General features: G+C 34.8%; 11 protein-coding genes and 1 pseudogene. 1 reads left to right on the top strand and 11 read right to left on the bottom strand.

Annotation, left to right across the window (positions count from 1 at the left end; all coding sequences use genetic code 11):
* Nucleotides 1-667: 667 nt before the first annotated feature.
* The gene (gene pepN / locus D7V20_RS01040; protein ID WP_120382498.1) at nt 668-3,277 is read left to right on the top strand and encodes an aminopeptidase N; all 2,610 of its coding nucleotides are present in this window, start codon (nt 668-670) and stop codon (nt 3,275-3,277) included.
* A gap of 454 nt (nt 3,278-3,731) precedes the next feature.
* Here the strand turns inward: pepN and D7V20_RS01035 are convergent, their stop codons facing one another.
* From D7V20_RS01035 to D7V20_RS00990, 11 genes and pseudogenes are all read right to left on the bottom strand, one after another.
* The gene (locus tag D7V20_RS01035) at nt 3,732-4,256 is read right to left on the bottom strand and encodes a hypothetical protein (protein ID WP_120382497.1); all 525 of its coding nucleotides are present in this window, start codon (nt 4,254-4,256) and stop codon (nt 3,732-3,734) included.
* A 164-nt stretch (nt 4,257-4,420) separates the two neighbouring features.
* Nucleotides 4,421-4,624 (bottom strand): hypothetical protein, encoded by a 204-nt coding sequence (locus D7V20_RS20080; RefSeq protein ID WP_235831580.1) that lies wholly within the window; start codon nt 4,622-4,624, stop codon nt 4,421-4,423.
* Nucleotides 4,625-4,645: 21 nt separating this feature from the next.
* Nucleotides 4,646-4,798 (bottom strand): annotated as a pseudogene (locus tag D7V20_RS20390) (RHS repeat-associated core domain-containing protein); the annotation flags it as partial.
* Between the two features lie 201 nt (nt 4,799-4,999).
* On the bottom strand, nt 5,000-5,485 hold the full coding sequence (locus tag D7V20_RS01025) for an SEL1-like repeat protein (RefSeq protein ID WP_120382496.1): 486 nt from the start codon (nt 5,483-5,485) through the stop codon (nt 5,000-5,002).
* A gap of 8 nt (nt 5,486-5,493) precedes the next feature.
* On the bottom strand, nt 5,494-6,048 hold the full coding sequence (locus D7V20_RS01020; RefSeq protein ID WP_120382495.1) for an RHS repeat-associated core domain-containing protein: 555 nt from the start codon (nt 6,046-6,048) through the stop codon (nt 5,494-5,496).
* An 84-nt stretch (nt 6,049-6,132) separates the two neighbouring features.
* Nucleotides 6,133-6,537 carry a hypothetical protein gene (locus D7V20_RS01015; protein WP_120382494.1) on the bottom strand — a complete coding sequence of 135 codons (405 nt, stop codon included), beginning with the start codon at nt 6,535-6,537 and terminating at the stop codon, nt 6,133-6,135.
* The gene (locus D7V20_RS20075; protein WP_171407718.1) at nt 6,527-6,700 is read right to left on the bottom strand and encodes a hypothetical protein; all 174 of its coding nucleotides are present in this window, start codon (nt 6,698-6,700) and stop codon (nt 6,527-6,529) included. Before D7V20_RS20075 ends, D7V20_RS01015 begins: the two co-directional genes overlap by 11 nt.
* A gap of 349 nt (nt 6,701-7,049) precedes the next feature.
* Complete coding sequence (locus D7V20_RS01005; RefSeq protein ID WP_120382493.1) at nt 7,050-7,589, bottom strand: hypothetical protein; 540 nt, start codon at nt 7,587-7,589, stop codon at nt 7,050-7,052.
* Nucleotides 7,590-7,600: 11 nt separating this feature from the next.
* The gene (locus tag D7V20_RS01000; RefSeq protein WP_120382492.1) at nt 7,601-12,046 is read right to left on the bottom strand and encodes an RHS repeat-associated core domain-containing protein; all 4,446 of its coding nucleotides are present in this window, start codon (nt 12,044-12,046) and stop codon (nt 7,601-7,603) included.
* A gap of 573 nt (nt 12,047-12,619) precedes the next feature.
* A complete protein-coding gene (locus tag D7V20_RS00995; RefSeq protein WP_120382491.1) occupies nt 12,620-13,918 on the bottom strand; it encodes an MFS transporter in 1,299 nt (432 codons plus the stop codon).
* 462 nt (nt 13,919-14,380) lie between these two features.
* The gene (locus D7V20_RS00990) at nt 14,381-15,292 is read right to left on the bottom strand and encodes an alpha/beta fold hydrolase (protein ID WP_120382490.1); all 912 of its coding nucleotides are present in this window, start codon (nt 15,290-15,292) and stop codon (nt 14,381-14,383) included.

Raw genomic sequence — 15,292 nt, 5'->3', positions numbered from 1 at the left:
GCACATATTTAAACAAGCAATAACTGTGCTCAAAATGTAGTCAGTTTGAAAAGAATGTAATTTTCTAGCCTGCAAGGCAAGGCTAGATTTGAATAAAAATGGCTAAAAAGCCCAAGAAAGAAAACGTGAATCTAAGTCATAAAATAGCCTAAGCAAATTTTGAGTAGGCATTCTATAGTGATCATTTCTAAATAAAAGGATGATTATCTTTTTTGACTATTTAATGATCGAAAAAGGTGGTAAATCAATTTTATTGGAAAAATTTAATGGAGTATTCTCTTGATTATTATGTATATGTCAATTGACTAAAGATGGTACCTAGTTGAATAATAAAAGTGTTGTTTGTCACAATTTATTTATCTAATTTGTATTTATGATCATTTTAAAAATATTTCACACGATAAAGTTGGGATTATCTTTGACACTGAAAAGAGATAGTGGAGAAATATTGCATTTGTATTCATCATGAATGATTTAATTTTTTTGCAAAAAAGTTGTATAAGTAAAGTTTAACTCGCATGATTTTTGCATTTCAAGATTGAAATTAATTTCACGCAGACCCATATAGAAATTAAGCACGATGCACAGACAAATTGTGAAATTTGACTTATGCTCAAACGACTTTACAACCATAAGTCTAAGCTAAACAACAGAATTAGGACATGATATGAACATTGCGGCAAACCCAGTAGTTGAAGCAGATCAAACGGTATATTTAAAAGATTATCAAAAGCCTTCTTTTCTAGTAGATTCAATCCAACTTGATATCCAAGTTTACGATGATCACACCAATGTAAACTCAAAGTTAGTCATGAAAAGACAAGCTGCTGGGGCTTTGGTTTTATTGGGACGAGATCTTGAATTAAAATCAATATCTGTAAATGGTAAGCAACTTACTGAAAGTGAGTACACGTTAGATTCTGAACAACTGGTGATTACAAATGCACCTGATGATGCCGTTGTTGAAACGAGTGTAGTGATCCATCCTGAAACAAATACACAGCTTGAAGGTTTGTATCTCGCTGGTGGTGATTTATTTGTGACGCAAAATGAGCCTGAAGGTTTCCGTAAAATTACGTTTTACCCAGATCGCCCAGATGTTTTATCTGTATTCACTACACGTGTAGAAGCTGATCAAAAATATCCAGTGCTTTTGGCGAATGGTAACTTGATCGAAGCAGGTGAAGCGGAAAACAATCGTCATTATACGATTTGGGAAGACCCAACTAAAAAACCAGCTTATTTATTTGCTTGTGTGATTGGTGATTTGGCTGTACTCAAAGATCGTTACACCACTTCAGAAGGTCGTGATGTTGCATTAGAAATCTACGCAGAAGAAAAAGACATTCCAAAGTGTCATATAGCCATGGAAGCTTTAAAACATTCGATGCGTTGGGATGAAGAGCATTATGGACGTCCGTATGATCTTGATAATTATATGATCGTTGCGACAAGCCAGTTCAACATGGGTGCAATGGAAAATAAAGGTTTAAATATTTTCAATACCGCATGTGTTTTAGCCGATGAAGAATATACCACTGACGCAGCGATCATGCGTGTACAGTCTGTGATTGCTCATGAGTATTTTCATAACTGGACAGGTAACCGTATTACCTGTCGTGATTGGTTCCAATTGTGTTTAAAAGAAGGCTTAACGGTTTTCCGTGATCAGTCATTCTCAGAAGATTTACAATCGGCTGCAGTACAACGTATTGATGATGTTGCGGTATTGAAAGGGCATCAATTCCCTGAAGATGCAGGCCCGTTGTCACACCCACCGCGTCCAGATCATTTTGTAGAAATTAATAACTTTTATACGGCGACTGTATACGAAAAAGGTGCAGAAATTAACCGTATGATGGCGACTTTACTGGGTAAAGAAAAATTCCGTAAAGGTACAGATGAATATTTCTTAAGGCATGACGGTCAAGCTGTCACAGTTGAAGATTGGGTTGCAGCATTAACAGCGGGTTCTGGAGTCGATTTATCTGCATTCCTCATTTGGTACAACCAACCTGGTACGCCAAAACTAGAAGCGCAGGGTGAATATGATGCAGCAAATCATATTTATCGTTTGAGCTTTAAACAAAGTTTGAAAGAACATCCAAAATACCCAAATCTTAAAGCTGTGCCGATTCCTGTCGCTTTGGCGTTATTCAATGCAGAAACAGGTGAGCAATACACACTTCATTCAGATGATTTGGTTGAAAATGAGGTCAAAGATGGTGTCTATCTATTTGATCAAGATGAAGCAACGATTGAATTTACAGGGGTTACTGAAAAGCCTGTTGCATCGTTATTACGTAATTTCTCAGCACCTGTAAATCTTGAATTTAATTATTCAGATGAAGAGCTTGCATTCTTATTGCAATACGAAACCAATGGTTTTAACCAATGGCAAGCAACTCAAACTTTACTTGAGCGTGTATTGTTGAATGGTCATGATGCACAAGTCTACATCAATGCGATTCAGCAAGCTTTACCGTTTGTAATTGCCAAAGATCCACTATTGGCTTCTCGTCTGTTTGATGTGCCTACAGAAGGCTATTTAGGTAGTCGTATTGATACAGACTATAATCCTGTTGTGGTCAATGAAGCACGTGAGGCTTTGTTAAATCAATTGGCTAAAATCTTAGGTGGTTTTGCTAAAGAAACGTATCTATCTCTTGATCCAGATACTCAGAATGAGTTTTCTCAAGCTATGGGTGTCCGTGCGCTGAAAAATATCATGTTGAGTTTGATGGCGCGTCAAGGTGATGCAGAAGTGTTTGATTTGGCTTATGCGCAGTATAAAAATACAGGCAATATGTCTGAACGTTTAGGTGCATTAAAAGTATTGGTTTGGAATGATGCACCACAAGCCAAAGAGGCTTTGCAAGACTTCTATAATCGTTTTAAAGATGAAGATCTATCTATGGATCAGTGGTTTATGATTCAGGCTGCGCATCCGAAAGCGACTGCTGAAACTATTCAATATTTAACTTCACACGCAGACTATGATTTAGGTACACCAAACCGTATTCGTTCGGTGAGTGGTGGTTTAAATGCCAATCCTGTAAACACATGGAGCTTTGGTATTCAGCATTTTGTAGACTTGGCGAAGTATTTAGATGAGAAAAATCCAATTGTAGGTTCTCGTTTATTGCAAGTTTTAACTCGCTGGTACACGTTAGCAGAACCACAGCGTAGTGAGGTTAAAGCTGCGCTTGAAGCCTTAAAACCGCAAGTGAAGTCTAAAAATGTCAGTGAAACTTTAAATAGTATGTTAAGTGTTTAATTTGCTTTAAAGTTCTGATTTTTATAGTATCTCTCCTATTTCGATAGGGGGGATATTTTTTGAGGTTATAAAAAACAATGTTGAATGTAAGGCTTTAGGGATTGTCATCAGCCATTTTAGATTGTTGTACCATCTGTTTGAATTTGCCACTTTTACGTATTATGTATGACGAATAGGAAAGGTGAGCATTCCTGTAGAAGCACATACCCAAATTGATCTACTCAGGCATAGCCTTCGCCTTGCGTCGGGACAAAGCGTTGCTTGTTTTATCCCTCCTCATGCCTTGCATGTGTCTGATCGGGAAGGTGAGCGTTCCTGTAGGAAGCATATCCCCAACCTGATCGCCATCCCATCTCCATAAGACCTGATTGCTATTATTACTAATCGCTCTTGGTGTACCCAAATGATCGGTATGTACACGTAAAACTTCATTCGGATGGTTATAATTCTAAAATTAAATTTTTTTATTCAATAATTCAATTTCAAAGTAATTAGTAACAGTTTGATTTTCATCTATATAGTTTAGTAATTTTTGAATTTCCTTAGTGGCACCTGATCTATATGTTTCTTCACCTAACCTATTAATTTCACTACTATAACCTGTAGTATCAATCCCCAATTCGCTTGTATAAACATCTGTTTCTAAATTTTTTTTTAATGAAATTTTATCATTAAGAATATCTAAAAAGTTAAAGGTATCTGTTAATGATATTAAGCCTAGTTTGAATTTAGTGCATATATAAATAGCTTGATCAAAATAAATATTATCAATATTGAAATTGTATATAACCTCCTGTACTTCAAAAATTGAAGTATTTATAAAATCTATGCTAATTAGCTTTAAATAATTATCTTCTCCTATTTCATTTTCAAATTCTTGAGTACTATTATATAATAGTTGCTCAAAATCTTTTAAACATAGGTCATTGCACATAAAACTAGATATATTAAATCGTATATTTAGATTATCTATAAACATTTAAAAATCCTTATTAGCGCTTTTTAAATTTCAGTTCAATATTTTTACGGCTAGACAAACTGTGGAAATAGTGTATAACTTTCTGTCTACCACTATAACATGTTTTTTTATGTTCCTTTTTAATCCACGGACCAGCTCCATAATGGGCAATTAGTCGAGGTTCGTCACCCATTTTTTTCCCCATGCATAATTTGATAACCTGCTCCAGCTTTTGCTTCGGCTAAAGCAAGTTGTTCGCATAAATCATCAGGCTCTTGATCACATTTTGCAGGCTTACTTTGAGGAGTAGAGTCTATATCAGGCATATTATAGATCAAGCTAATTGCTAAACCTAAATTAATGGTTTCACCTAAACCTATGAGTGGCAATGCTGCTGCTAATCCATTTGGATCAACTAAATGTAAAGCATTCCCCCCAACATACCCATAAGTATTCAGCCCACCATCCAGTCCGATTGGATCACTTTCAATGTATCTTCCTGTAATAGGATCATAATCTCTAAAGTAATTGTAGAATATACCAACTTCCGCATCATTACTCAGGCATAGCCTTCGCCTTGCGTCGGGACAAAGCGTTGCTTTGTTTTATCCCTCCTCATGACCAGCGTGTCTTATTGGAAAGGTGAGCGTTCCTGTAGGAAGCGTATCTAGAAACTGATAATTTAGATAAATGGATCATATATGATATGAAATAGTTGTTTCTTTCAACTCGCCTAGTTATATTTAATTCCAATCGGAATATTTTTAGTCAAATATAGGCTCATATAAAATAAATTTATCATTGTATCCTTCAAGAAAATCCCATTTTTTTGCTTTTTTTGCACGTTCTTCATATTCATTAGCAAGTTCTATATTTTTATTAAATCCATCTATTCCTAATTTGTAAGCTGTTGAAAGCACATATAAAGCATGAGGTTCTTCCATATCTGCTGCTTGTTGATATAGCGGGTAACATTTAGCATAGTTACCCTCATTATAATACCATTCAGCTAGAGCCGAGAGGGCTGGCGGAAATTTTAGTCTTGCAGCCTCCTCATTTAACTCCAATGATAACCTTTTCTTAATGTTACTATCATTATTATTTAATAACATACTAAATAGTAATAAAGCTTCAGGATCACGAATATTAATTAATGGCTTAATTATTTTCTTAAGCCTACGAAAGTTTATATTACAATCACTATTATAGTGTTCACGAAAATCTTTCAAAATTTCATTTCGATTATTCATTATTGGTCTCAATCACTATGTGGGATTCTTTTTTCACCTTTTGGCGTCATACACTTACAGGCAACATGATGAATATTGCTAAATCCTTGAGGTAAACTTGATACAGCTGCTTTTACAGCAATTGCTTTAGCTTGAGCTATCGTATTTCCCACACCAATCCCAGAACCATAAGCACGTTGCCCCTCGCAATTTGTTCCTTGTGCTCTACAATGACATACATATTTACCCGGTTTCTTTTTAGGCCAATTAACAGCAGGAGCATTATCAGAGGTATCTGGCATATTATAGATCAAGCTAATTGCTAAACCTAAATTAATGGTTTCACCTAAACCAATAGCAGGAAGTACCATAGCTTCACCAGTAGGATCAACAGCTCCTAAAGCATTCCCTCCAACATACCCATAAGTATTTAACCCACCGTCTAAACCAATCGGGTCTGACTCTACATAACGCCCTGTAATAGGATCATAATCACGGAAGTAATTATAAAACAAATTAACTTCTTGGTCGTAATACTGACCCGCATGACGAATAGGGAAGGTGAGTGTTCCAGTAGGTAACACATCCCCAAACTGATCGCCGTCCCATCTTCATAAAACCTGATTGCTCGCGGTATATCCAAGTGATCAGTGCAAACATGATAAATATTATTTTTTAATTAATGATTTTACTGTATCAATTGTAATAACATCATGATTTTGTAGCCAAAAGACACTCTCATCAGAGTCTTCTTTTAATATTTGCATATTTAAATCAGCTAGTGCGCCTTCGGAATTCCCAATTTTTGCATAACTATAAGCTCTTAATAAAAATGCAACTGATAAATACCAACTATCATTTTGCTCAAGTGAGGCTTGAATAAGTTTTGTACATAAGTCTATAGCGCTATAAAATTCATTTAATTCAATTGCTAATTCACTCGCAATATAAAAGTTAAATAAATCATAATGCTTATCTATTAATTTTAATGATAATTGATATGCCTCGAAAAAGTTGTCATTGCATCTCAAATCTAGAATTTCATCAATTATGATTTCGATATTATTTTCCAACTTTATTTCCTCCACAACCTGCTGATACACAACCTCTCATACATTTTCCTGTAGAACCACCCCAAATATTTTTTTGATCATCGCTTCCTTTTGCTTTACGACAAATCTGTGTACAAGCTTCAATTTCTTTTTTACAATCTATTGGATTATCTCTGAAACACATATCTTCTACAGCTGAACTTACAGCGGCTCCAATTGCACCACCTATAGCTGCTCCCGAACTTGACCCTGAAACTGCGCCAGCACCGCCACAACCAATTGTTCCAACACCGGGAGCGACAAGGGTACATGCTGCACCGCCACCAAAACCACCGCCTACACCACCTACAACTCCACCAATACCTGCACCTATAGCACCGCCAAGAGCTGCGCCTTTTGCGGCAAGCCCATAAGGATCAACAAACCGTAAAGCATTCCCCCCAACATACCCATAAGTATTCAGCCCACCATCCAGTCCGATTGTATCACTTTCAATGTATCTTCCTGTAATAGGATCATAGTCTCTAAAGTAGTTATTTTGACGTTACATTTTTCTTTAAAACCATTGTAAAGTATTGACTTTCATTCAAATGAAAATTGATAACTTTTGTAGAAAAAAATAAAATATTTTCTTTTTCATCACCTAAGTTTGAAAATGATGTTTTAGTTAATCCACTGCAATATTCTATTGGTTTTTCTATGTTGAGTTCTTCATCAAGAATATATCTTAGCTCCTCCATAAAGTTGTAAATTACGTAATCTTTTTTCTCTTTACTAAAACATAAATTATCAAAAGGTTTTAAAATTAACTCTTTATTTAAAAAATTTTCTATAAATTCATACGAATACTCTTCTTTTTCGATTTTTTTATCACAATTAAAAGAGCTTATATTTTTTTCAAAATTATCTTCATATTCATAAGTTAAGACCGTGTTAAGGAATTCTTTTAAGTCTATTGAGGATAAATGCAGAGAAAAGGAACCTTTAAAATCTGAATCTATATTCGTTAGGCAGTCGAGATATCCTTGTAGATAACAAACTTTATTAAATAAATCTTTTTGATTGGATTCCATACATATCTCGATTAAGTAGGTGTGCATTCTGGATCACAGAAATCTCTAATATATCGTTCTAGCTGATCAATAGAGTTTTGAATATTAACATTAGCTCTTATGCTATGTGACCTATATGAGTCAGTTACAGTTAGCCCTTTTGCTGAATTATTTCTGCCTCTATTATTCATATCATTTTTCCGCCATTTTTGTAATTCTTTTAGTTCTTTTACTTTTTGTCTTGCTTGATTACAATTATCTTGTGGGTTATTGAATGGGTTAGGACGCCATGAGATGAGACTATTTTCTGCTGATCCTCTAACGGGGCTTTGATTAAATACAGCATTAGGGACTGGTTTTGTATCAGGCATATTAGAAATGAGCCCGATTGCTAACGCAAGATTTAAAGCTTCACCAGCTCCAGCTGGTAATGCCATTGCTAAACCTCTAGGATCAACTAAATGTAAGGCATTCCCCCCAACATACCCATAAGTATTCAGCCCACCATCCAGTCCGATTGGATCACTTTCAATGTATCTTCCTGTAATAGGATCATAATCACGGAAATAATTATAAAACAAATTAACTTCTTGGTCGTAATACTGACCTGCATGACGAATCGGGAAGGTGAGTGTTCCTGTAGGTAACACACCCCCAAACTGATCGCCATCCCATCTCCATAAAACCTGATTACTGTTATTACTAATCGCTCTAGGCGTGCCCAAATGATCGGTATGCACTCGTAAAATTTCATTTGGATACTGGTAACTTCTCAGCCCCACCAAAGTTTCATCTAACCAAATATACTCACGAATCACCTTACCATCAGGCGAGTATTCACCCAACAATTGCCCATTTTCATCATACACAAACAACGTCTGTGACTGACTTCCTGCGGTCGTACTAAACTTTTGAATCCGCTGACCAAAAGCATCATAAGCATTTAAAATCGTATTTGGTGAACGACTGATACTCTCACTACGACCCTGAGCATCATAAGTATAACTACGCACACCATCATTGGTGATTTGACCCGTTGCCAAATACTGGTACGCTTTATTACTGCTACCTTGCTGAATATTAGTTAAACGATTGCTATTACTGGCAATGGTATAATTTTCAGTATTGGTTGTTGTTCCTTGTACAGTCTGACGCATTAAACGGTTACTGTTTTGATCATAAGTATACTTAAAAGTCTTTTCGGCAGTCATTTGTTCAGTCAAACGACTCAAAGCATCATGTTTAAAGCTCTGATTCAGCAAGCTTTGATAACTGTCGGTAATCGACAAAATACGATCTGCGGAATCAAAACTATAATTCTTATCAAATACATTCGGCATATTGATTCGAGTGATACGCCCATCTAGATCATAAGCAAACTGAACCGAATCACCGACACCACTATACACCCAACCCTTTAAACCATTGGCACTGTATTGAATATTGTGAATAAAGGACTGATCATTTAAACCAATACCTGTCAATTGACCTGTTGTGTTATAGACATAATTGACAATATTGCCACTTGGTAAAGCCAGTTGTTTTAATTTTCCACCTAAAGTATAGCTATACTGAACTTTGAACGTAGGCGCTGAACTTTGCTGTGTAGTCAAATACTTCACGGTTTTTTGACGGACTAAACCTAAATTGTTATAATTCAAATATGTTTCTGAGCGTTTATTTTTGGCGGCAATTAATTTTCCAAGATTAACACCTATCGGACCATAAACGAAATTAGTTTGCTCATATTGATCATTACCCGTTATTTTTTGATCTTTTTGTACAATCATACGTCCTTGAGCATCGTATTCATAAAGATGTTTAAAGAATAGAGTATGTATTTTTTTACGTAACTGACCATCTTGGTAGAAATAATATGTATCACTTGTATCAGGACTGTTTTGAGCAATCTTTTCACCAAAAGCATTGTATTTGTAGCTTGTCATACCCCCTTTGGCGTCAATCACTTTTTTAATTTGATCTAGAGCATCATATTCAGTTTGGCTACTTCCATTTAAAGGGTCAGTTTCTTTAATTTGGCGACCTAAAACATCATAGCTGTAGTTATAACTTTGATTCAGTGCATTTTTATCTGAACTGACTTGATCATAACTATCATAGGCTAAGGTTTGGCTTTGTTGATTATTTCCCAGTGTTTTTTGTAAACGACCTAAGTTGTCATAAACTTGCTGATTCTTGACCTCTAGCTGTCCCGATGCACCGTAAACCTCAGTTTGAGTAATATCACCATTGGCATTTAAAGTATAAACCGTTCGATTGCCTGACTGGTCTTTAATTTCAGTCAAACGATGCGCGTCATCATAAGTGTATTCAATCCGTTCACCATCAGGCAAAGTAGTTGCGACAAGCAAGCCACGAGGGTCGTATTGGTATTGAGTGATGGCATCTTGCGTAGCTAAAGTCTGGGCTGTTGCTATATAGGTGATTTCAGACTCTGGATAGGGTGCTGCGGCACCGACCATTGAATACGCTGCATTGACCAGTTGTTGCCACCATGACAATCCGCTATTACTTTGTTGTCGAGTGAGAGAAGTTGCATTTACCGTTTGCTTTTGTTCTATGATTCGATCTGCATCATCATATCGAAGATATAAGGCTGTTCCTGTATTGGATTGAATGATCGTAGGTAGGCCACTGGCATTGTATGCATTATATACTGTTATTAGACCATTCGATTCCGTAGCTTTGATTAAATTGCCGTTGTCATCGTATTGATAAAGGGTTGTAGTGCTATCAGGGCGAGTTTGTTTGGTCATTTGCCCAAAAGAATTATATTCATACGACCATGTACGCGCTTCCAAAGTCTGTGGATCTGTAATGGTTTTGCTTAAAGTATTGCCATTGGTATCATAAGTAAGCGTGGTTATACGTAAAACTTGCCCACTAGAAGATTCTTTAATTTCAGTGGGTTTAGGAAAATCACTATGCCATGTGGTTTCTATTTTGCGTTCTTGTGCTGTTCCAATGGCTTCTGTACGGGAGGTTTCTAAGTTTCTAGAAAGATCATAGGTATAGTTGGTTGTTAAGCCTTTTTCGGTTTTTTGGGTGATGTTACCAGCTTGATCATAAGTATTATTTTTATCGGGGTTCCCATTTTTTTCTGAATTTAATATCAGTGGGTTGCCTGCTTCAAACGTTCTATTGTAAATCGTTTTTGTACCGTAAGGATCAATTACTTCAGTATAATTGTCATAATATGTTAACTTGTATTCTTGTGAGTTGTTAGCGTGTTTAGTACCAATCCCTCTACTATATTCATCATAATAATATTGAGCATAAACTTTATTTTTCTCATCAATAACACTGGTTAAAAGATTAGTATTATAAGAGAGTATTCCGTTTTCAAAATATTCATATTTTCTTTTTCCATAACCAGGTTTTGAAATACTAATTAGCCTTTTTGTATGATCGTAATCATATGTTATTGATTTATCATTAGGTAGTAATATAGATTTAATTAAATTATTATCATATGTAAACGTTATTTTTCTATTAAAATGGTCTTTTACTTCTATTAAAATTCCCCCAATATAGGAGAAATTAAATATAGTAATATTATTTTTCGTAATTTTATTTATTTTAAAATCATCATTAGATAATCCATAAAATTCTTTAGTGTTATTTTTTTGATCAAAAACAATCCATTCATTTTCTTCTTTATATATGGTCAAGTAGTTATTAATTTTTATAGGCGTTAGAAAAGGTTGTTCATTAGGGAATTTTCCAATTATTAATGCTCCATCAGGCCTTTTTAAAGTAAAATTAACAAACCCATTATATGTAACTACTTTAAATTGATAGTCGTAATTATGTGACCAACCATAACCAATATCATTAATATTCTTGTCAGAATTTAGGCTATTATATGTACGATAAAATTGTAGAAGGCTAGATTTACTTTTCCAGTCAATTTCTTTTAAAAACTTATTTCCTGATACGACTGAACATGGATTTCCAACAGCTGCAGAACAACCCATAGGTTTTGTCTTTGCACACATAAAACTTGGTGTTTGAGGTTGAATTCTAAAGTAAATACGATCTAAACCTTTTGCACATTCATATTCTTCTTTGACTTTCATTAATGTTTCTTCTTCAGAAGAATTGTAAATATCACGATTTCCTTTAATCCAGCTATATTTTATGAATTCTTCAGTCTCAACTCCTGAATCATAATTAATATTTAAACTACCACCATCTTCATCCCAAGGTAATACAAATAATTCTCTAAATGCTAAAGCATCTTCTATAGAGTCATCTCTTTGATTTTTATAATGATTTATGTAGAAATAGGGATCAAAAGTATTTGTGTTTTGCCATTGGTAACTATATGGAATCTTCTTTTTGTAAGGAAAAATACAAATAGTTTTTTTTAAATCACATTCATCTTCAACATACGAATAGCAATATGAACTTAAAAAAAGAAATATTAAAGATCCAAGATATATTAGTTTTTTCATATGGTTACTCTTTTAATTTATTGAAATTAATTTATATAACTGATGTTACGCGGTAACCCAATTTTTGAGGGTAGGTAACACAAAATGTTGTGTTTTCAATTTTATGCAAATCACAATATAGAAGAGTGAGGTGCGTAACATCTATATAATTATTACTTTTATATTTTTCATTGATAACATTAAGTGTGGAAATAAAAAATAAAGTATTTAAATAAAGTGTATCAAAATATATTTTATTGATAGCTTGATCTAAAATGTTATAAATAATAAGAGTTTATAATTTAATTGCTTAAAAATTTATTTTTAAATAATGTTTAACTGGTTTGTTTTATATTGATTTGTTTTTAGTAAAGGGTTGGGGTTTTTTAATCTATAGTAGGGTATTTTTGTGTAATATTAAAGTAAAAATAAACAACTATATGCTTTAATGTTAAAATAAATATGAAAGTATTTTACAAGCTCATCAATTCAGTATTCCGACCGAAAGCTTAATATATTCAACCTAGGTTTATATTCGATAAATAAAAAAGATCTGCATAAGCAGACCTTTAGTGCATTTAGATCAGTATGAAATTAATGATCGTGATGTAGATATTTAGGCTGTTTTGGCAGCTGCATACTACAGAACAAACAAATAATCAGCATAACTATCACATAAATAAAGAATGTATTTTCATGACCTAAATCTTTCAGCTTTAAGGCAACAGCAGGTGCAGAACCACCAAATATTGCATTCCCTACTGCATAAGCAAAACCGACACCTAAAGCACGAATATATGGCGGGAACATTTCTGCTTTAACCAAGCCACTAATTGAGGTATAAAAACTCAACAAGCACATCAGAAATATCAATAACAAAGTCACAATAACAGCCGAGCCATGAAAGTACGGCATTGCAATCACCATCACTGGGTAGATAAAAATCGCACAAGTGATACTAAACAGCATCATCGAAGCACGGCGTCCAATGCGGTCTGAAAGCATTCCAAATAAAGGCTGAGCACACATGAATACAAAGAGTGCAATGGTCATCATATAACCCACAGTTTTATCATCAAAACCTAAACTGGTGATGTAGGTTTTTGAATAAACCGTGATGATATAAAAACAAAGTGAACCCGCAGAGGTATAACCAACCACCAAAAGGAAGGTTTTCCAGTTGTGTTTAAATAACGCTTTTAAACTGCCTGAACCTTCTTTTTGACCTTCATCCTCAGGTAGTGTTTCTTTCAAATGACGACGAGCAAAGAAAGATAAAATCGCAACAACCCCACCAATAATGAATGGAATACGCCAACCCCCATCCATTAACTGCTCTTTCGACATAAATGCCAACATGATGACCCCAAGTGCACTGGCTAAAAGCTGTCCACCTGATAATGTCACATATTGAAAAGAAGCATAAAAACCGCGCTGTCCTTTCAGTGCGACCTCACTCATATAAGTTGCTACTGTTCCATATTCACCACCTACGGAAAGCCCTTGCAATAAACGAACAGCAAGGAGTAGAAACGGTGCGGCCATACCGACTTGTTCATACGTTGGCAATGCTGCAAAAAGAAAAGAACTGATCGCCATTAAAGTGATAGAGATAATCATGGACTTTTTACGTCCATAGGTGTCTCCAATCCAGCCAAATAACCAACTGCCCAAAGGTCGCATAAAGAAACTGGCAGCGAAAACGCCCCATACATAAATTGCTTTTGATGAGTCGCTCATGTCTGGGGCAGTTAAAGCATGTGTAAAATAGATCGCAAATGCGGCATAGATATAAAAATCAAACCACTCGACTAAATTCCCCGAAGCAGCGCCCACAATGGCCATGACGCGATCACGCTTTTCATGTGGCTGATAGCTATGTGTTTCACTCATACAATATCCTTATCACTGTGATAAATCTTGTGTGCTTTGAAAATGAAAGTGATTTTTCAAACTTTTTTTATTTTAGGATCAAATTGTTATTGCTTATTTATTTGGAACAAAAAGATACAGCTTAAAACATATTTTCCTCAAAAATAAAGCAGATCTATTCTTGTATTTATTTTCATAATATGAGAATTGTTTTAATTTATAGGTAGTTTTTAATCAATTCTTTAATAATTTTCTTTGTGTACTCTAGATAAGTAGATTGATAAATATTCAAAATAAGCAAGTTTATAAGTGAGTAGATGCGTGAATGAATGATTGATTTGTGAACATTGGAAATAAAACACGGTTTGCCAGTATTATTTAGGCGAGTTGCATGCTAAACCAACTTTAAGTAGTGGCTTTATTTTTAAGCAATTTTTGCTTTTTATAGTTTAAAGAACGACAGAATAAATAAGCCGTATTGAACTAATTTATTTTCTTTAAAAATGCAGAAATTTCACGACTAAATTTGAAAGGTTCAGTAATCAATGGTGTGTGTCCTGATTGTTTGAAAATAATATTTTCTGCATGATTGATACTGTTTGAAATTTGGATTTGACCTGCTGCAGGGTACAAGGTCGATTTCTCACCAATAAAGAATGTTGTTGGGCAATTTAGCTTTGCAATCGCTTCACGATAATCTTCATCATGATTTAAGTAATTATCGATATACCATGTGAGGTAATCTAAACGTCTGCTGGGGAGTAAAAATTTTTGTAATTGCTGGTGTTTCAATGCCAAATTAAATATAAAAGGGCTAATTTTGTTGCTACCTTGTAATTTAATAAAATTTGCCCACATTTGAACCAACTCAGTTCTTGGCGCGATTGGTAAGTCATCCACCAAACGGTAATTTGAATATTGATGCAGAAAAACTGAAAAATCTTCAAGTAAGCGTTTAAATTTAAAATATTTATTTCCGAATAATCCAAATGCCCATGTATCATCAGTCGGGATTTTGGGTGTTTGGTCGATGTGTAGGTAAGCCTTTAATTTATCTTGTAAATTTCCATACTGCATGCCATGCATTGCTGTGGTTGCACCCATGGAATAGGCCATGAGAATAAAGTCTTTTAGTTTGATTTGTGTAATTAAGCTGTCTATATCACGCCAATGGTTTTGAATCGCATCGATATCGTGTGGGATTTTACAATCACGTGAACCGCCAAAACCCCGCCAATCTGGAATATAAAATTTATAGCGTTTTATATTGGGTAATAAAAAGGGAAGCCATTGCCAACTTTGCATACCTAAACCTGAAAGTACGAGTACGGGTTCACCTTGACCAATTTCTCGGACAAATAAAAGCTCACCATCAGGCATCGTATAATATGGCAT

The organism is Acinetobacter rongchengensis, assembly GCF_003611475.1.
Lineage (GTDB): Bacteria > Pseudomonadota > Gammaproteobacteria > Pseudomonadales > Moraxellaceae > Acinetobacter > Acinetobacter rongchengensis.
The sequence above is the reverse complement of the archived record's forward strand: the minus strand, read 5'-3'. Positions and strand labels throughout refer to the sequence as shown.

Bases quoted from the DNA above. Each gene is read 5' to 3' on its own strand.
- pepN (WP_120382498.1), top strand. From the start codon at position 668: ATGAACATTGCGGCAAACCCAGTAGTTGAAGCAGATCAAACGGTATAT.
- D7V20_RS01035 (WP_120382497.1), bottom strand. From the start codon at position 4,256: ATGTTTATAGATAATCTAAATATACGATTTAATATATCTAGTTTTATG.
- D7V20_RS01025 (WP_120382496.1), bottom strand. From the start codon at position 5,485: ATGAATAATCGAAATGAAATTTTGAAAGATTTTCGTGAACACTATAAT.
- D7V20_RS20075 (WP_171407718.1), bottom strand. From the start codon at position 6,700: ATGTGTTTCAGAGATAATCCAATAGATTGTAAAAAAGAAATTGAAGCT.
- D7V20_RS01005 (WP_120382493.1), bottom strand. From the start codon at position 7,589: ATGGAATCCAATCAAAAAGATTTATTTAATAAAGTTTGTTATCTACAA.
- D7V20_RS01000 (WP_120382492.1), bottom strand. From the start codon at position 12,046: ATGAAAAAACTAATATATCTTGGATCTTTAATATTTCTTTTTTTAAGT.
- D7V20_RS00995 (WP_120382491.1), bottom strand. From the start codon at position 13,918: ATGAGTGAAACACATAGCTATCAGCCACATGAAAAGCGTGATCGCGTC.
- D7V20_RS00990 (WP_120382490.1), bottom strand. From the start codon at position 15,292: ATGCCATATTATACGATGCCTGATGGTGAGCTTTTATTTGTCCGAGAA.